15 protein-coding genes and 1 pseudogene are annotated in these 17,290 nt (G+C 39.8%); 6 read left to right on the forward strand and 10 right to left on the reverse strand.

All coding sequences use genetic code 11. From position 1 onward, the window contains the following. Nucleotides 1–91: 91 nt before the first annotated feature. Nucleotides 92–250: a DUF6011 domain-containing protein gene (locus C3F34_RS20835; protein ID WP_416333182.1), complete on the forward strand. Its 159-nt coding sequence runs from the start codon at nt 92–94 to the stop codon at nt 248–250. Here the strand turns inward: C3F34_RS20835 and C3F34_RS16370 are convergent. Together C3F34_RS16370 and C3F34_RS16375 are read right to left on the reverse strand one after the other, a co-directional pair. Next, nucleotides 176–1,579: pseudogene (locus tag C3F34_RS16370) on the reverse strand (aldehyde dehydrogenase); the annotation flags it as partial. The gene C3F34_RS20835 and the pseudogene C3F34_RS16370 sit on opposite strands and share 75 nt — an antisense overlap. A gap of 39 nt (nt 1,580–1,618) precedes the next feature. Next, entirely contained in the window at nt 1,619–2,452 is an 834-nt protein-coding gene (locus C3F34_RS16375; protein WP_044740717.1) for a p-hydroxycinnamoyl CoA hydratase/lyase, read from the reverse strand. Between the two features lie 259 nt (nt 2,453–2,711). Between C3F34_RS16375 and mhpT the strand changes: the two genes are divergently transcribed. From mhpT to C3F34_RS16390, 3 genes are all read left to right on the forward strand, one after another. Then, nucleotides 2,712–3,944, forward strand: a complete 1,233-nt coding sequence (gene mhpT / locus C3F34_RS16380) for a 3-(3-hydroxy-phenyl)propionate transporter MhpT (protein WP_044740716.1) — start codon at nt 2,712–2,714, stop codon at nt 3,942–3,944. 64 nt (nt 3,945–4,008) lie between these two features. Next, complete coding sequence (locus tag C3F34_RS16385; protein WP_044740756.1) at nt 4,009–4,485, forward strand: MarR family winged helix-turn-helix transcriptional regulator; 477 nt, start codon at nt 4,009–4,011, stop codon at nt 4,483–4,485. A 125-nt stretch (nt 4,486–4,610) separates the two neighbouring features. After that, the gene (locus tag C3F34_RS16390) at nt 4,611–5,294 is read left to right on the forward strand and encodes a GntR family transcriptional regulator (protein ID WP_044740715.1); all 684 of its coding nucleotides are present in this window, start codon (nt 4,611–4,613) and stop codon (nt 5,292–5,294) included. A 48-nt stretch (nt 5,295–5,342) separates the two neighbouring features. On the opposite strand, the gene C3F34_RS16395 is transcribed toward C3F34_RS16390, so the two are convergent. The 5 genes from C3F34_RS16395 to C3F34_RS16415 all read right to left on the reverse strand — a co-directional run bounded on the left by C3F34_RS16395 (nt 5,343) and on the right by C3F34_RS16415 (nt 11,470). Then, complete coding sequence (locus C3F34_RS16395; RefSeq protein WP_104442115.1) at nt 5,343–6,287, reverse strand: PDR/VanB family oxidoreductase; 945 nt, start codon at nt 6,285–6,287, stop codon at nt 5,343–5,345. A gap of 10 nt (nt 6,288–6,297) precedes the next feature. Further along, nucleotides 6,298–7,374 carry an aromatic ring-hydroxylating oxygenase subunit alpha gene (locus tag C3F34_RS16400; RefSeq protein WP_044740713.1) on the reverse strand — a complete coding sequence of 359 codons (1,077 nt, stop codon included), beginning with the start codon at nt 7,372–7,374 and terminating at the stop codon, nt 6,298–6,300. A gap of 232 nt (nt 7,375–7,606) precedes the next feature. Beyond that, nucleotides 7,607–8,794, reverse strand: coding sequence for an OprD family outer membrane porin (locus C3F34_RS16405; protein ID WP_044740712.1), 1,188 nt, complete (start codon nt 8,792–8,794; stop codon nt 7,607–7,609). A gap of 11 nt (nt 8,795–8,805) precedes the next feature. Beyond that, a complete protein-coding gene (locus C3F34_RS16410; RefSeq protein WP_104442375.1) occupies nt 8,806–9,759 on the reverse strand; it encodes a formylglycine-generating enzyme family protein in 954 nt (317 codons plus the stop codon). A gap of 28 nt (nt 9,760–9,787) precedes the next feature. Further along, nucleotides 9,788–11,470, reverse strand: a complete 1,683-nt coding sequence (locus tag C3F34_RS16415; protein ID WP_104442116.1) for an arylsulfatase — start codon at nt 11,468–11,470, stop codon at nt 9,788–9,790. A gap of 408 nt (nt 11,471–11,878) precedes the next feature. On the opposite strand from C3F34_RS16415, the gene C3F34_RS16420 reads away from it, so the two are divergent. Then, nucleotides 11,879–13,225 carry an MFS transporter gene (locus C3F34_RS16420; protein ID WP_104442117.1) on the forward strand — a complete coding sequence of 449 codons (1,347 nt, stop codon included), beginning with the start codon at nt 11,879–11,881 and terminating at the stop codon, nt 13,223–13,225. Between the two features lie 33 nt (nt 13,226–13,258). Continuing rightward, nucleotides 13,259–14,542, forward strand: a complete 1,284-nt coding sequence (locus C3F34_RS16425; protein ID WP_044740709.1) for an OprD family outer membrane porin — start codon at nt 13,259–13,261, stop codon at nt 14,540–14,542. Nucleotides 14,543–14,682: 140 nt separating this feature from the next. Here the strand turns inward: C3F34_RS16425 and C3F34_RS16430 are convergent, their stop codons facing one another. The 3 genes from C3F34_RS16430 to C3F34_RS16440 all read right to left on the reverse strand — a co-directional run bounded on the left by C3F34_RS16430 (nt 14,683) and on the right by C3F34_RS16440 (nt 17,274). Beyond that, nucleotides 14,683–15,888, reverse strand: a complete 1,206-nt coding sequence (locus tag C3F34_RS16430; RefSeq protein ID WP_044740708.1) for an MFS transporter — start codon at nt 15,886–15,888, stop codon at nt 14,683–14,685. 271 nt (nt 15,889–16,159) lie between these two features. Beyond that, nucleotides 16,160–16,561 carry a rhodanese-like domain-containing protein gene (locus C3F34_RS16435; protein WP_104442119.1) on the reverse strand — a complete coding sequence of 134 codons (402 nt, stop codon included), beginning with the start codon at nt 16,559–16,561 and terminating at the stop codon, nt 16,160–16,162. A gap of 290 nt (nt 16,562–16,851) precedes the next feature. Then, the gene (locus C3F34_RS16440) at nt 16,852–17,274 is read right to left on the reverse strand and encodes an Lrp/AsnC family transcriptional regulator (RefSeq protein WP_044740706.1); all 423 of its coding nucleotides are present in this window, start codon (nt 17,272–17,274) and stop codon (nt 16,852–16,854) included. Nucleotides 17,275–17,290: the final 16 nt, after the last annotated feature.

The following is a 17,290-nucleotide window of genomic DNA, read 5'->3' on the forward strand; positions in this document are numbered from 1 at the left end:
ACTCCATGGAAAGCGCATCACTGCGCTTTATATTTTTGCTTCATGCATTCTTATTGAATATTAAGGTGAAATCCAATTACTAAATTGGATAATGACGCGGTTGTGTTTGTATGGTTATCCAACGCAATTCTGTAAATTCTGCAATCGAAGCCTTACTGCCAAAGCGTCCATATCCACTGGCTTTGGTTCCACCAAAAGGCATTTGTGCTTCATCGTGTACGGTTGCACCATTAATATGGCAAATGCCTGAGTCAATTTGTTTCGCAACATCCAGTGCTTGTGCAATATTTTGACTAAACACGGCAGCAGATAAACCAAATTCACTGTCATTCGCAAGGGCAATGCCTTCTTCAACACTGCTAAAGCGTTGTACAGTGCAAACAGGGCCAAAAGATTCTTCACGATATAGCAGCATTTCGGGTTGAATATTTAAAACCAAAGTTGGTTGCATTGTAGTGTCTTGTATTTGAATGCCGAGCGGTAAATTTGCCCCTTTACTTTGCGCATCCTCCAGTAAATGTCGAATGCGATTTGCAGCGCGCTGGCTTTCCAATACACCTAGTGCGTGCCCTTTAAATGTTGGATTTCCTGCATGAATGGTACGGGTCTTTTCAATCAGTTTTTCAATAAATTGATCTGCAACTCCATCTTGAACGAGTACGCGTTCGGTAGACATACAGATTTGTCCTTGGTTGAAAAAAGCACCAAATGCAACTGCATTGACAGCTTCATCAACATCAGCTTCATTCAACACCACTACAGGCGCTTTTCCACCAAGTTCGAGTAGAACAGGTTTTAAGTATTTGGCCGCTGTTTCTGCAATAATTTTTCCGACTTTGGTAGAGCCAGTAAAATTAATTCGTTTGACCGCAGGGTGCGAAATCAAGCGTTCCACAATTTGCGGTGCGTCTTCTGCAGCATGGGTAATGACATTTACCACACCATCGCCAAGGCCTGCTTCATGTAACACTTGCCCAATTAAACGTTGAGTTGCAGGGCAAGCCTCTGAAGCTTTGAGTACCACAGTATTACCACAGGCCAGTGGCATTGCTAATGCACGAGTCGGTAAAATTACAGGAGCATTCCAAGGCGCAATACCAACCACAACCCCGCACGGAACACGAATTCCCATCGCCATATTGCCTGGCACATCGGACGGAATAAGGCTGCCATCCATTTGTGTGGTCATGGCTGCTGCCTCACGTAACATATTGGCAGCAAGGTGGACATTGAACCCATACCATGTCGCAGTTGAACCTGTTTCACGCATCCCAATTTGAATAAATTGATCCGTTCTGGCATCCATCAAATCCGCTGCTTTGAGTAAGCGTAAACGGCGTTCAGTCGGGGAAAGTTTCGACCAAACAGGAAAAGCCTTTGCCGCAGACTCTATAGCTAAATCGACATCTGCTAAAGTTGCCGCCGCCGCAATACTGGCGACTTGACCATCAATCGGACTGATCCGTTCAAATATTGCCTGATTCGATGCATCGACAGATTGCCCGTGAATGAGCAATTGCACCGTATGGCTGTTTGATGTCTCTACAGATTCATCTTGTTTTAACTGTACATTATGCATGGGTTGTATCCTTACTTAACCATTTAAAAAAAACAGAAATTAGCCAGTACGCTTGTAGCTTTGTAAACCTGGTTTAATAGATTTTTCATCTAGGAATTGTTTCAGACCTTCTTGGCGTCCACCTTCGGTATCGCGATGGTTACATTGATCTAACTTGGCATATAAATAATCTTCATTTTGATCCCAAGTGAGTTCACGACAGCGTTTAAAACCATTTTTGGCAGTACGCAATACCACAGGGTTTTTCTCTAGCAAAATATTAGCAAGCTCAGTGACTTCTGATTTAAGTTGAGCCAAAGGAACACTTTTATTGACCAAGCCCATATTTTCCGCTTCTTTTCCACTAAAAGTCTTGCCCGTCATAATGTAATACAGCGAGGTACGGTGCCCAACGGTATCTGCCATTGCTTTGCTTACCAAGTTGCCCGGTGGAATTCCCCAGTTAATTTCAGATAAACCAAAGGTTGCTTCATCCGCTGCAATAGCAAGATCACACGCTACTAAAGGGGAGAAGCCGCCACCGAAACACCATCCATTAACCATAGCGATGGTTGGTTTTGAATACATACGCAATAATTGCCACTGCCAGCGACAAGAATCACGGCGAATACGCTCTTGTACAATTTCTGGTTGGCTATCCACTTCACGGAAATATTCTTTCAAATCCATGCCCGCAGTCCATGAATCTCCAGCACCTGTAAGAACTACCACGCGAGCCTCTTGATCCAGTTCGATAGTTTCCAATACATCAATCATTTCACGATTCAATGTTGGACTCATGGCATTTTTCTTTTCTGGGCGATTGAATGTGACCCATGCAATTCCATTTTGAACTTTAACATCAACGGTTTCCCAACGCTTTTCATATGTCATGTGCTTACTCCTTGAATGACAGTTTGTTTGTTCTGTATTCAACATAATATCAGTTAAACTTACATTCAAGTGTTTTTTGAAAAATTTCGAATAAAATTTATAAATCAATGAAAAATATAAAAATTAAATATTATTTAAAATTATATTTAAAATTACTATTGATTTTTTAATCAGTCTAACTGATATTTTATTGGGTGTTCAATGAACAGCACAAAACAACAAGATCTAATGGAAATAACTGTGAAAAAAGGATTGAACTATGGAAAAAGTGTTACATCCGTCAGGAAAGGCGAAAATCACTTTATTGCTGTGTTTTGCCATCGCCATCTTTGAAGGTTTTGATCTTCAATCCATGGGGGTTGCAGCACCGCGCATGCGCGCAGAGTTTATGCTGGATAATGCACAAATGGCCTTGGCTTTTAGTGCAGCAATTTTAGGCACCTTGCCAGGTGCTATTATTGGAGGAAGACTGGCAGATATTATTGGTCGTAAAAAAGTATTAATTTTTAGTATTTTACTCTTCGGAGTCATGTCTTTAGTGACTGCTTTTGCAGCTAATTATGAACTCCTGTTAGTCATTCGCTTTCTAACCGGTTTGGGAATGGGTGGTGCCTTACCCATGATGATTACTTTGGCATCGGAAGCTGTATCATCTGACCGTAAAGGAACTGCGGTCAGTGTGATGTATAGCGGTATTCCATTTGGGGGGCTATTAACTTCGGTGGTTGCCATGATGTTGGCAGGAGATGCAGAGTGGCGTCATATTTTTTATGTCGGCGGTATTGCACCGATTTTATTAATTCCGTTGTTGTTAAAATTCTTGCCTGAATCTAGCGATTATTTGCAAAGAAAAACCCAAAGTCAGCAAACTACACCTTTTCTGGAAGTACTGTTTGCCAAAGACCGTCGTATGTCGACCATTCAGATTTGGATCAGCTTTTTCTGTACCCTCGTAGTGCTGTATTTCTTGTTGAACTGGTTGCCACTGTTGATGGGCGCTCAAGGGCTTTCAAAATTAGAGGTAAACTATATTCAAATGGGCTACAACGTAGGCGGCATCTTTGGTTCAATCTTGATGGGTATGATGCTTGATAAAATGCGCATGAGTTTCGTGATCAAATTTATCTATTTGGGTATTTTGGTTTCACTGTGCTGTTTGTCCTTTTCTCCTACCGTGGCTTTACTGGCGTTATCAGCAGTGGGTTGTGGCTTGTTTATTGTGGGTGGGCAGTCGGCATTGTATGGTCTGGCTGCGATGTACTATCCGACCGAAATGCGTGGTACGGGTGTGGGTGCAGCAGTGGCAATTGGGCGCATCGGCTCATTTGCAGGTCCACTCTTGGCAGGATTTTTACTGTCGATTGGTAAAAGTGCTACCATTGTGATTGGTTCAAGTATTCCAGTGATTCTGATCGCAGCGATTTCTGCTTTGATGCTTGTCAGAAAGCCTAAACAGCCTGTACAGTTAATACAAAGTTCGACAGCTCGATAAGTCCAAGGAAGTATGGGAGTCCACTCCCATACTTTTTTTAGTTTTAGCTTTTGTGATGAAAATTATGATGCGTTCAAATATCGTTGATAAAAAAATAGAAGATGGTCCTCGCTTAAGCTATACCATCGCACGTATAGATCGGGTAATTAGTAAATATTTAACAGAACATTTAAAAGATTTAGACATCACTTTGCCTCAGTTCACCGCCTTATCTGTTTTAGCCTCTAAAAATAATTTGTCGAATGCCAAGCTTGCAGAACGTTCATTTATTAAGCCACAGTCAGCCAATAAAATTTTGCAAGATTTATTGCAACAACAATGGATTGAGAAAACGCCAGATCCAACCCATGGTCGTCGTATTTTGCTTACAGTAACAGAAACTGGTTTGGCTAAATTGGCCGAGTGCAATGCGGTGGTTGAAGCATTGGAAAGTAAAATGTTGCAAGGCGTTGATATGAATTTGGCTTATTTAATTCGTAATAATTTGGATATTATGGTCAATAACTTAAAACAATCTCAAGTTGAAATACTTTCAGAGTAAGTCAGAATTAAGCTTTAATATCCCAATGCATATCATGTAGACCTTTTCTCTATTCAAAATGTATTGTCACTTGAGGATTGAACTTGTTAGCATGACTTTGAAATATTTGAACAAGTGTGGCTAGGATGTCTTCAGGGCAACAAGTATTAATTAAATTAAGAAAAATGATTATCGCAGGTGAACTTGAAGGCGGTAGTCGAATTGCAGAAATTCCAACAGCAGAGTTGCTTGGGGTATCCCGTCAGCCTGTGCGTATAGCTTTTCGGCTTTTAGAACAAGAAGGGCTGTTGATTAAGAACCCAACCCGTGGTTATACCGTTCGTGAAATTTCAAATGAATTGGTCAATGATGCTCTGGAAGTTCGTGGTGTGCTAGAAGGCTTAGCAGCCAAAACTTTAGCCGAGCAAGGTTTATCGGACGTACAGCAACAAACTCTCAAAAACTGTATAGAACAAATTGAACAGCTTTTTGCAGAACATACCGAATTTGGGGATGCAGAATTAGAGCGTTATCATGAATTTAATGTGATTTTTCATGACACCATTATTCAGGGTGCGCAAAATATTGCCTTAATTCAGGCTTTGGCAAAAAATAATCAATTGCCTATGGCCTCTGTTCAAGCCATTACTTACGATGAATCACGAGCTTTATCTGAATACCGCCGCTTACACTACGCACATTTGCAGCATTGCTCTATTTATGAAGCTTTAGTTCAGCGCCAGTCAGGTCGTGCCGAAACTTTAATGCGAGAACATAGCAGTGTCGCTTTACTCGGTGAAACTGTAAAAAATATATTGACCGAGGTGTAAAGAAAAACTCCCGCTCAATCAGTTTGAGCAGGAGTAAAATGAGTATTCCTATAGCTCAATCACCAAATGTTTGGATTTAGCGCGAGAGCAGCAAGGTGTGAACTGATTATTCAAGGCACGTTCTTCATCTGTCATAAATACATCCCGATGATCTGGAATGCCAGAAACAACACGGGTAATACAAGTACCGCAGATACCTTGTTCGCAGGATACAGGTACATCAAAACCATGCGCTAACAAGGCATGAGTTACGGTCTGTTCTGGGTGAATTTCAATTTTCTGTCCCGTACCAGCAATTTCCACAGTAAATGCTTCATCGTTTTCCTGCTTGCTTTGCTGTGCCACAAAATGCTCTTGATGCAGTTGTTCTGGTTGCCAACCTGCTGTTTCAGCTGACTGCATCACAAATTGCATAAAGCCTGTTGGCCCGCAGACATACAAATGTTTACTCGCATCGGGTTGTTGTAGTACGTTTGCCATATTACATTCAGTATCAACCCGATTTTGAATGTGAAAATGAATCTGCTCTGCAAAGTGTTTGGTTAAATTGCCATAAAAGGCGATCATTTCATGGCTACGTACGAAATAATGCAACTCGAATGGAATGTTCTGTGCTTTTAAACGATAAGCCATTGAAAGAATAGGTGTAATTCCAATTCCCCCTGCAAACAATACAGCTTTTTTTGTATTGCCATGCAATGCAAATAAATTACGAGGCTGCCCAATACTTAATACATCACCTTCTTGATAGTCATTATGTATGCAACGGGAACCACCACGTGAATTTTCATCGTGTAACACTCCAATCACGTAGCGGTGATTCTCACTACTACAATTAGAAAGTGAATATTGTCGTGTAAGTCCATTTTTAAGATGGACATCAATATGTGACCCAGCCTCAAAGCGCGGCAAAGCCGAGCCAGAGACGGAAACCAGTTCAAATGCACGAATGGAAGGGGTGAGTTGATGAATCTTATTGATAATCACGTCCATGTTTTTATCCTTAAATCACATGAATATTTGGAAATTTGACCACTTCAATTGGGGTTGCAGCCTGTCTTTCTTCACTCAATAAGCGCTCAATAATTTTGCGTGATTGAACTCCGCCCGCATCAATATTCAGCATCAGCAGTTTGCGCTGTGGATTATTGAGAATGTTTTGTTGTTGTTGCTCCAACATTTCCAAATCTTCCGTAAAGATTTTGCCTTGTCCTTCACGAATTTGATCGGTGAGTTCGATATTTTCAGGCTGGAAGTTACGTGCCATGCCCCAGAAATACCAATGAGAGGTTTCTGTTTCAGGCGTAATAAAATCCACCACGATTGAAGACACCTTTTTGTCTTTAGGGGCGTCATAGCCACCATGACCTGCATGTGCAACACCTACTTCAATATGCACATTACTTGGGGCGAAGAAATGACAACGCTGCCAACGATCTACAGGTACATCATCTGCGAGATTATTGCCTCGAAGTGCCATTTGCCAAAAAGGAGGGGCAATCACATTATCCATATAACGTTCGGTAATGACATGATCGCCATCAACTTTGGTGATTGGCAGTGATTCATCAATTTCTTTTTGACCAATACTGCTAGAGTGCACATAGGTCTCATGGGTTAAATCCATGAGGTTATCAATCATTAGGCGATAGTCACAATGAATGTGAAATAAGCCTCCGCCATAACTCCATTCTGGATGATCGGCCCATTCTAGTTCAGGAAGTTTGGATTCATCTGCAAGATTTTTCTCACCTGGCCAGACCCAGACAAAGCCCATTTTTTCCACCACAGCATAGGCTTTATTACAAGGAAATCCCTGTACACGTTGTGCAGGCATAGCAATGGTTTTTCCTTCGCAGCCCATGACCAGTCCATGATAACCGCAGACCAAATTTCCATCTTCAACATAGCCGAGTGAAAGTGGTGCGCCACGATGTGGGCAAAAGTCCTCGACAGCAACCACTTTATTTTCTTTACCACGATAAAACACAATTTTTTCGCCGCAGATAGTACGACCGAGGGGCTTGTCTTGGATTTCTTCAGGACGGCATGCAACATACCATGCATTTTTTATGAACATTGTAATGACTCCTTGTCAGTTATTGGATCCAATTTATAGTATTTTTATTACATGGTCAATTGATGCTTTGATATAAATTTACACATTATGAGAATATTTAGTCTAATACCAAGCTATTAATGGTTATTTAGAAATGGTTTTATAGCTTATTAGATATTTTTAAAGCACGCTTAAATAATCTAAATGGATCCAAAAATCCACATTTCGCAGATTTTTGGAGGGATTGGCTTTATTAAAATTTCAGGGTGTAATGCAGCATAAAACGCTGCTCATCTAAGCTTTCGCCATTTTTAATATCGTAATTGATATTCAGGAACAGGAATTTAAGGTTTTTGACCCAGTGATTTAAGTCATATTGAACCAAGACATCACTTTCTTGTTCAAAATTATCCTGATTATTGGTTTGAAATGAATCACCATAAATATATTTGTAGGTGATTTTTAGCCCTTTGATGTAATCCTGAAGATTGTATGAGGCGACAAAATGGTAGGATTTTTCATCAGCTTTGGTAAAGGCACCTAGCGTCCAGTTCACCATATGCGGAATAGGCATACCATCAAGTTTAGGAATGCCATCTTTGCCGTAATTCTCTTGATAGCCAATACCAGCCTGTAAATTGCCATGCTTCATAAAGTGCATGACACCGAGTGAGGTATTGTCATATTCCTCAATTTTGGCTGATCCTACATCATCATGTCGGAACAAGCGTAGTTTGGTGGTTTGTTGCGAAGTCCAATTGTAGTCTAGCGCAAAATAGCTCTGGTTGATGATGTCTTGCAAATAACCATCATAAAACTTCCATGAGTATTTGCTGGTTTTACCATCCCAGCGTAAAAAATATAAGCCATCAGACTCTTGTTTGGAAATGGCTAACTTGCGGTAATCCTCTTCATTTCGAGGGGAGTAACGATTAATTAAACCAATATCAAAATTCTGATTTTGATATTTATATTTAAGCTCTGCACCTTGGTAATTTACTCTTAATTGATGAGTGTCCACTTGCGGGGTGAGAGGGTCATCTGGCGTAAGCTCACCAAAATTAAATCGCGTATTTTGATATTCAATTCCAGCACCTAGACCATACTTGATATAGCTCTGGGCTTGTGATTTGCTCACAGGATCAAAAGGTAGCACCAAATCACTGGTGTGCTGATCTGAGCTAAGGCGATAGGCATATTGTAAGCTTGGCATGAGATGAAGCTGTACTTGATCAATTTTCATAGCCCAGTCACCACGATAAATGAAACCTTGGCTCAGACTGCTAGAGTCTTTGCTATCGCTGTCTTTGTAGTCTCGGTCAAAACTAAACGTTTTTAAAACCAGATCATTTTTAAAGGTGTAAGATTCGGCACTGTGTGCTGAACAACAGGCAATAGAGATCCCTGAGAATAAGATCCCATGCATAAAAATATGTTTCATTTTAATTCCATTTAAAAACGTTTAACTGTCCTAAAACCAACATGACTGGTGGCTAAGTCGAGTTCTTGTGGGTGCCTCGCGGCAGCACGGTAACGTGCACAATAGTTTGATGCACATAGGTAAGATCCACCTTTAATGGTGTATTTCAAGACATCACTATGGTTGACCCGATATTGCTCAGGATCTCCCATATGATGGTCTCGTGGTCCAGTGTATGGGGTTTGCGTCCACTCCCAGACATTGCCAATCAGGTCGTATAATCCAAATGGATTTTTGTCAAAACAACCCACAGCGGAAACCTCAGCAAAACCATCATCCTGATTGTTTTGATAAGGGAATTCACCTTGCCAATAGTTAGCAGTGATATGACCATGGTGGGTGGGCCCTAGGTCGGAATTTTGCTGAAATCCTTTGGCTGCATATTCCCATTCAAGTTCAGTTGGTAAATCATGTCCTAACCAGTTGGCATAAGCATAGGCATCGTTCCAAGTGACCATTCTGACAGGTTCGTTGGGTTCAGGTTGCTTGCGGCTTTTAAGTCCCCAAGGATGTTTCCAGTTTGCCTCAGGTTCAAATTTCCACCAGCCAAGTTCAGCAACTGGCTGCGTGGGTTGAACAAACATCGCGGCACCATGTTGCTTTTCTGCATCGGTGATATAGCCAGTCTGTTTTACAAACTCAGCGAACTGAGCATTGGTGACTTCAGTAGCATCAATTAAAAATGAAGGAACCTGATTGCTGGTTTGGTTGAATGGTCGCTCATCATCGTATCCGTGAGTGGTGCCAAGTTGTATGCTTCCAGCGGGGAGCTTCACCATTCCAGCATCTTTTTGATTAGGCCAACCTTGCGGCAAACCTGAATACGCTGCGCACTTGGTGCGGTCGCCTAAATCTGCAATAGATGCTGGTTGGGTGGCTTTGGAGCTGTCTTGGCAAGCACTGAGTAGGATGAATGATGAAGACAAAATAATACGCTTCATCATTATTTATTCCTTACTTCTTGTTGTATTGCTCAAAATCAACGACACCATTTTTATCTGCATAGGACAGATATTTGTCATTTAAAATTTTGACAACTTCTGGGTGTTGTACAGCAACATTGTGCTGTTCATTGAAATCTTGTTTAAGATGATACAACTCCCAACCATGACCATTAAATTTTGAAGGAGAGTTTTCAACCAGCTTCCATTCATCATTTTTTGCATAGCGACTACCATGGAGTTCTTTAAACTCATAGTAGTTTACTGGGCGAATGCGTGCAGCATTATTCTTAAAAGCAGGAATTAAACTATAGCCCGAAGGTTGAATTTTTTTGCTGTCCGCAGTGTATAACTGGTTGTGTTGAATACCCGCCAATTCCATGAGTGTCGGGAAAATATCGCGAACCGTACCAAAATTGTTGTTGATACCATGGTCTTTGGAAAGATGGCTTGGGTACTTGACGAGGAAGGGTACGCGTACGCCACCTTCTGCCGCAGCCGACTTCCAGTAGGTAAAAGGGGTGCTGCTGACTTCCGCCCAGCGTGGTCCCATGTAAACATAAGACGTTGCATTGCCAATATTCTGAAGGCTATTGTCAGCTTCTCCCATCGGGAAATTATGATCACCGCCTTCAGCACCATTATCAGACATAAATACAATCACGGTGTTGTCATATTGATTATGCTTTTTTAAGTACTGAATGACATCGCCAACACGATCATCAAGCTGGGTGACCATGCCTGCATAAACTTCCATTTTACGCGCTTCATATTTACGTTCAGCAGATGTGAGTTGATCCCAACCTTTTGTCGATAAAGCTTGATTACCACGTTGTTCAGGAAATACGGCATTGACAGGAATAAGTCCAAGTTTCTTTTGGCGTTCAAATCTGGCTTTTCGAATCGCATCATAACCTTGGTCATATTTTCCTTTATACATATCTCGATAAGGTGCTGGAGCTTGAATTGGCCAATGCGGTGCGGTGTAAGCTAAATAGGCAAAAAATGGCTTGTTTTGTGTATTTTTATCCAGATATTCAACCGCTTTTTGGGTAAAGAAATCTGTGGAGTAGTAGTGATCTGGCAAAGATACTTTCTGACCATTTTCAGTATATTGGGTGTTGCGTGGGTAATTCTTAGGTTGCTCTTTGAAGTGTAGATCGAAGCCATCTAATAAAGCGTAAGATTGATCGAAACCACGTGCTTTAGGGTTTTGGTTGGCTTCAAAACCCAAATGCCATTTGCCCACCATAAAGGTATAGTAATCTTTTTGCTTGAGCATTTCTGCAAGCGTATAGGCATTTTGGGTTAGGTGCCCAGAATAACCATCAATTTTTAATAATGCACGAAGACTGTCCGCACCGACCAATTTTTCTTGGCGTTTAGAGGTCTCATACATTGCACCTAAGCCAACTAAATGGTTGTCAGCTCCTGTCATGAGTTGTGCACGTGTGGGTGAACACATGGAAGATGCATGGAAGTTAAACAGCATTTTCCCTTGAGTGAGTAGGCTGTCGATGTGCGGGGTCTTAATTTCACTCCCATAGGCACTAATATCAGAAAAACCTAAATCATCAGCCAGAATAATCATGATGTTTGGCGGAGCTTTGATTTGGTTCGCTGCGTAGCTAGGCACAATGATGGTACTTGAGAGGATTAAGCTAAAAGATAATTGGCTTAGTTTTTTAAGTGTCATAAGACAGTCCTTTGAAGTTCTTTTTTAGTGCATCATGCAACTAAATTTTTTTTCGTAGAGCACTTTACTTGGCTGTAAATTGTGCTATTGGAAAGCATAAGCTATTTTATTAATTGGATCCATATTAATTTAAAAAAATTAACCATAATTAAAAATATGAATTATTTTAATAGCTTAATTTACATTTTTATTTTTTTGAATAAATTTATATCAATTATCTTGTATTTTTGGATCCCATTTTGCAAAATACCAATAAGCAGGATGCTTCATAAAAATGATCTGTACATCAGATCACTTTAATTCTTAATTATCCCTTCAAGGCAATTATGGATATGGATATGCATAATCACCCAATGTTGTGTTCCCACATGGTCGTGTGTATTTCCGTTCCTAATTGGGAGATACACAATGCAAAGAAACGTTTTAGACGAAATCAACCACAATAAAATGAGCCGTTATCAATGGTTCGTGATTCTGATTTGTATATTTCTGAATGTCATTGATGGTTTTGATGTCATGGTGATGGCGTTTACAGCACCTTCAGTATCCGCAGAATGGACTTTGTCTGGCGCACAAATCGGGATATTACTCAGTGCAGGCCTATTTGGCATGGCAGCAGGTTCTATTTTCTTAGCACCTTTAGCAGATAAAATTGGCCGCCGCTTCTTAATTCTAATTTGTTTGATTGTTTCTGGATTAAGTATGTCTGCATGTGCATTGGTTCAAAATCACATGATGTTGGCTATTTTACGTTTTATTACAGGTGTTGGCGTTGGTGGGATTCTGGCGAGTAGTAACGTTCTGGCAAGTGAATATGCAAACGTGCGTTGGAGAAGTTTGGCAGTCAGCTTGATGTCTACAGGTTACGGTATTGGCGCAACTTTAGGTGGCGTATTAACGTTCTTCTTAATTGAACATCTAGGTTGGCGTTCAGTTTTTTTAGCAGGCGGTATGACAACATTGATCATGTTTGCCTTTGCTTTGTGGTTATTACCTGAATCACTTGATTATTTATTGGCAAAAAAACCTGCACGTGCCTTAGAAAATACCAATACGATTTTACAACGTATGCAGTTGCAGCATTTACAGGAGCTACCAGAGTATGCTCAAATCGAACAGCAAAAGGGCAGTGATATAGCGAAATTATTTCGTGGTCATCAGGGGTTTCAAACCTTGTGTTTATGGTTTGCCTTTTTCTTGGTCATGTTTGGTTTTTACTTTGTGATGAGTTGGACGCCTAAAATTTTAATTGCAATGGGCATGTCGCCAGATCAAGGTGTCAGTACAGGAATTTTAATTAGTATCGGTGGTATTTTTGGTGCAGCAATTATTGGGCTTTTAGCTTCACGAATTAAAATTTTCTATGCGCTCAGCTTATTTTTAGGCCTAACAGCGCTCTGTATATTCTTATTTGTTGCCGTTTCATCGCAAGTCAGCATTGCATTATTGGTCGGTTTATTACTGGGCACACTCATTAATGGCTGTGTTGCTGGACTTTATTCAATCTCACCGACCATTTATGAGGCAGATATTAGAAGTCGTGGTGTAGGTTATGCAATTGGGTTTGGGCGCATTGGAGCCATTTTATCTCCAACCATTGCAGGTCTATTTTTAGATCAAGGTATGACACCACAGCATCTTTATGCGTACTACGGCATTGTATTTATCTTAGCAATTTTCTTGATTTTAATCTTAGGTAAAGCTGTGTATCGACATCAAAAAACTCAAAATTATTCACTCAACACATCGGCCTAAGTATCTGTTTAAAAATTAAAAGCTGAGATAAAAATGAAAAAGACATCTTTCTGGATGGGGATCTGCTTGTGCCCAATTTTTGTCAACATGGCACATGCGCAGTTCATTGCAGATAGTCAGGCCGAAATCACCTTGCGAAATTTCTATTTTGATCGGGATTATAAAAAAGATCCTTATCCTTACACTGCTGCTCGAGATTGGGCGCAGGGTCTTATATTTAAAGGACAATCGGGTTATACCGATGGAACCATAGGATTTGGTGTAGATGTCCTTGCAATGGCTGGTTTTAATTTATTGGGAAGTCATGCAGATGATTATGCACGAACAGGCTTATTGGCTCTCAATTCGGACAATTCAAGAGATGATTATTATGGAAAAATTGGCGTAACTGGCAAAGTACGATTGAGTAAAAATGAACTTTTTGTGGGAGATCTGGTTCCGCAACTTCCGACAATTTTTTCTTCACCAGCAAGATTATTCCCGCAAACTTATCGTGGTGTAAGATTCGTTTCTACAGAAATTCCTAAGCTGCAATTGGAAGGGTTTTATGTCGATAAAGTCCGTCAAAGAGATTCTATTCACTACACTGACGTCGGTATTGATAATATCAACCATCGCTTTGATCGGGCTGCAACCACGAATCAGTTCTATACCCTTGGAGGAGTTTACCAACTCAGTGATGCTTATCGTATTCGTATGTATCATGCTGAATTACAGGACATTTATCAGCAACAATTTGTAGGTATTGTAGGTAAGTATCCTATTTCAGATCAGTACAATTTTTTAACCGATGTTCGCTTCTTTAACAGTAATGATACGGGAAGCGAGAAAATAGGCACTGTAGATAATCGTCACTTAGGCGGATTGTTTGGCTTAAATACACAGGGGCATACACTATCGATTGGCTATATGCAGTCTTTTGGTGATACAGGTCTGCCATTTTTATCGGGTGCGGAAAGTCCAGTTGTGCTTGATTTTATGAGTTCGGACTACTCCAATAAAGATGAAAAAGTGGTTTCTTTGCGTTATGATTATGATTTTAAAAATGTTCGTCTGGGTGAAACTTCACTTAATGGTCTGCGCTTTATGACGCGTTATGCCAAAGGGGATGACATTGATTTATTAACATATGGCGACCGACGTTTTGAAGAAGAATCCTTAGAGTTTGAGCTCGGTTATCGCATACCTGAAGGGAGTTTAAAAGGCTTGGGACTTAGAACGCGTTTTTCTCATTATCGAAATGATATGCCAACCAATATGACCTTCCATTCCACAAATGAAACGCGTATTAATCTGGATTATAGCTTTAAATTTTAATACGATTTTCTTCTAGTCTTTTTAGAAGATAGCTTATTTATATTGAATATGAATAAGCTATCACACATCGATTTGACTCATACAACTAACTAATATAAATCAACAGCTTAGTCAAAAATCAATTTACCAAGAACAAAACTTCATTCAGTTTTTGACATCGTCCTATAAAAGCCCAAGATACCCAAAACAGGACCCAATAAAAGAATCCAGGCAGAATCTAAACCTACCTGATCAAAAGCATAGGTCGTAGATGCAATCGATACGATGGTTATCGCAAAGCCAATAGAATTCTGAATAGAGAGTGCTGCACCCAGTTTTTCTGGTGGGCATGCAACGGAAGCCAATGCAGAAAATTGTGGTGAATCTGCAATTACAGATGCACTCCATACAATTAGAACGATCAGCAAGGACCACGCAGGTAAATAACGCCAAGCAAATGCAAAAATCAGGCAAGATAGGCCAGAGAGAAATAAAGCACCCATTGCAACGCGATCACTACCATATGTCTTTGACCAATATCCACCTAAAAGACAGCCAACAGCACCACATGCCATAATTAAAAATGTAGCCAATGGCACATTCGATAAGCCGAGGGGTTTTAAAATGCCAGAATGAGCAATAAAAAGAGGCAAAATGGTCCAAAAAGCATATAACTCCCACATGTGACCAAAATATCCGAGAGCGGAGGCTTTAAATTTTTTGATTTTAAAGACTTGGAATGCATTTTCAGTCGATATTCTTTTTTTAACGACCTGCGCAGATTGGTCATCACCCAATTTAAAAATAAGCAATGCGGCAACTAAAGCCAAAATAGATGAAAAAGTAATGACATAATGCCAATTTAAATTGGCCGATAAGCCATTCAGAGCATGCGGCAATGCTGTACCTAATGTAAGCATGGCAACCAAAAGTGCTAAAATAGCTCCCGCTCGATGAGGTGCCCATTGCACAATTAATTTCATCCCAATGGGGTAAATGCCAGCCAAACACAGACCCACGCAAAAGCGATAGATCATGCCATCGATTAAACCCTGCGCTAGCCATGCAAAACATAAATTAAAAAATGCACCCAACAGTGCTGCACCAGTAAAAATAACACTTGCTTTAAAACGATCTGCAAAACCCGTAAAGGCAATCAAAAAGGTTCCAAGGATAAAACCTGCTTGTACAGCATTGGTCAACCAACCAATATCCGCAACAGTAATGTGCCATTCTTGAATTAAATTGGCTGCTGCACTATTTGCACTAAACCATAATGATGTGCCAAAAAGCTGGGCAAAAGTGATAATCAGAATCGCATGTGAAGAAAAGAGATGATGGGTTTTACCGTGCGTCTTCAAATCCATACTCGCTATCCTTAGCTTGAGTGCATCAATAAAGTTTTTTAGAGCAATACTATTTATTCTTATGTAAATAAAAATTTCAATGCCTTATTCATTTTATAGCTATTTTATTATTTTAAAATTTAGTTTTCTTCATAAAGCATATCAGTGCAATCAACCAATCTAAAGACTCACACAGCAAAATTTAAGCATTTGAAATATATAAGATTAAGTCAAAAATACTAGAAGTTGGAAGAAGCTGCACTGTAGTGCAGTACAGTTTCTTCTGAATAATTTAACCTGCACAACCACAATCGATACTCGTTCCAGCATGTGCATTATCACCCATTGTTTGGTAGCCATCTCGTTTCCACCAATCTAGGCCGCCAATTAATTCTTTAACCTGAAAGCCTAGAGTCGACATTTTGAGCGCCGTTTTGGTCGAGGCATTACAGCCTATACCATCACAATAAGTGACATACAACACAGTTTGATCCAAATGAGCTAATGTCTCCTGCGTAATACTTCGATGCGGAATATTAATTGCATTTGGAATGTGCTCATGTTGATAGGCTATAGCACTGCGGCCATCAACGACAATAATCTTGTGTCCTTGATTTAAGGCTTCAAACAAATCCCATGAGTCCATTTCATAATTTAACTTGGCTTGATAAAACTCTAATTGTGATACTGTCATACTTATATTTCCTTGTAACTCATAAGATTATTTCGCTTACATCCTAACATTACTTTTCATTTTCTAAAGTATTTTAAATACCGTATTCTTCATTCACCCCAAAAGGTTGTTTTAATGGTAAGAAAACTTCAATTAAGAGCACTATTTGATTGTTTAAAATACTTAATAAACAACTGATCAAAGTAGAGAAATTTTAGTTTATAAAAAACAAATAAAACCTAAATTTTATCTATATTTAGTGTTTTTCTGCATTTTGATCACTAGAATATCCAAATTAAGTTTTATTAAGATTAGGTTTTAAAAGTCGAGAGCAAGATACTTGTTTCACTATTATAAATACCAGAAATGCATCGAATTCTTTCTAAGACTTTATCAAAGCTCTCTAGCGAATCTGCTTGAATTTCAACCAAAATATCCCATTTCCCATTGGTTTTATGCAAGCGCTCAACGGCTGAATCTAAACGTAATTCACTAATGACCGATCTGGCTTTAGTACCTTCCACCATGATACTCATCCAAGCACGAATAATATTTTTATCTACATCTGGGCGGTATCGAACAGTATATCCTGTAATGATGCCAGAGGACTCCATATAGTCAATTCTACTCTTGATAGTTGGACGAGATACCCCAGTTTTTTCTGCCAAATCTGTAACAGACATTCGAGCATTTTCTTTTAGCAAACCGAGAATGATTTGATCTATTTCGCTCATTTTGCTTCCTGCAATT

The organism is Acinetobacter sp. ACNIH2 (genome assembly GCF_002934965.1).
GTDB lineage: Bacteria > Pseudomonadota > Gammaproteobacteria > Pseudomonadales > Moraxellaceae > Acinetobacter > Acinetobacter tandoii.

Excerpts from the sequence above, each read along its gene's own strand:
- C3F34_RS16435 (WP_104442119.1), bottom strand. The coding sequence starts at position 16,561 with ATGACAGTATCACAATTAGAGTTTTATCAAGCCAAGTTAAATTATGAA.
- C3F34_RS16425 (WP_044740709.1), top strand. The coding sequence starts at position 13,259 with ATGAAAAAGACATCTTTCTGGATGGGGATCTGCTTGTGCCCAATTTTT.
- C3F34_RS16375 (WP_044740717.1), bottom strand. The coding sequence starts at position 2,452 with ATGACATATGAAAAGCGTTGGGAAACCGTTGATGTTAAAGTTCAAAAT.
- C3F34_RS16415 (WP_104442116.1), bottom strand. The coding sequence starts at position 11,470 with ATGACACTTAAAAAACTAAGCCAATTATCTTTTAGCTTAATCCTCTCA.
- C3F34_RS16400 (WP_044740713.1), bottom strand. The coding sequence starts at position 7,374 with ATGTTCATAAAAAATGCATGGTATGTTGCATGCCGTCCTGAAGAAATC.
- C3F34_RS16395 (WP_104442115.1), bottom strand. The coding sequence starts at position 6,287 with ATGGACGTGATTATCAATAAGATTCATCAACTCACCCCTTCCATTCGT.
- mhpT (WP_044740716.1), top strand. The coding sequence starts at position 2,712 with ATGGAAAAAGTGTTACATCCGTCAGGAAAGGCGAAAATCACTTTATTG.
- C3F34_RS16430 (WP_044740708.1), bottom strand. The coding sequence starts at position 15,888 with ATGGATTTGAAGACGCACGGTAAAACCCATCATCTCTTTTCTTCACAT.
- C3F34_RS16440 (WP_044740706.1), bottom strand. The coding sequence starts at position 17,274 with ATGAGCGAAATAGATCAAATCATTCTCGGTTTGCTAAAAGAAAATGCT.
- C3F34_RS16405 (WP_044740712.1), bottom strand. The coding sequence starts at position 8,794 with ATGAAACATATTTTTATGCATGGGATCTTATTCTCAGGGATCTCTATT.
- C3F34_RS16420 (WP_104442117.1), top strand. The coding sequence starts at position 11,879 with ATGCAAAGAAACGTTTTAGACGAAATCAACCACAATAAAATGAGCCGT.
- C3F34_RS20835 (WP_416333182.1), top strand. The coding sequence starts at position 92 with ATGACGCGGTTGTGTTTGTATGGTTATCCAACGCAATTCTGTAAATTC.
- C3F34_RS16385 (WP_044740756.1), top strand. The coding sequence starts at position 4,009 with ATGATGCGTTCAAATATCGTTGATAAAAAAATAGAAGATGGTCCTCGC.
- C3F34_RS16390 (WP_044740715.1), top strand. The coding sequence starts at position 4,611 with ATGTCTTCAGGGCAACAAGTATTAATTAAATTAAGAAAAATGATTATC.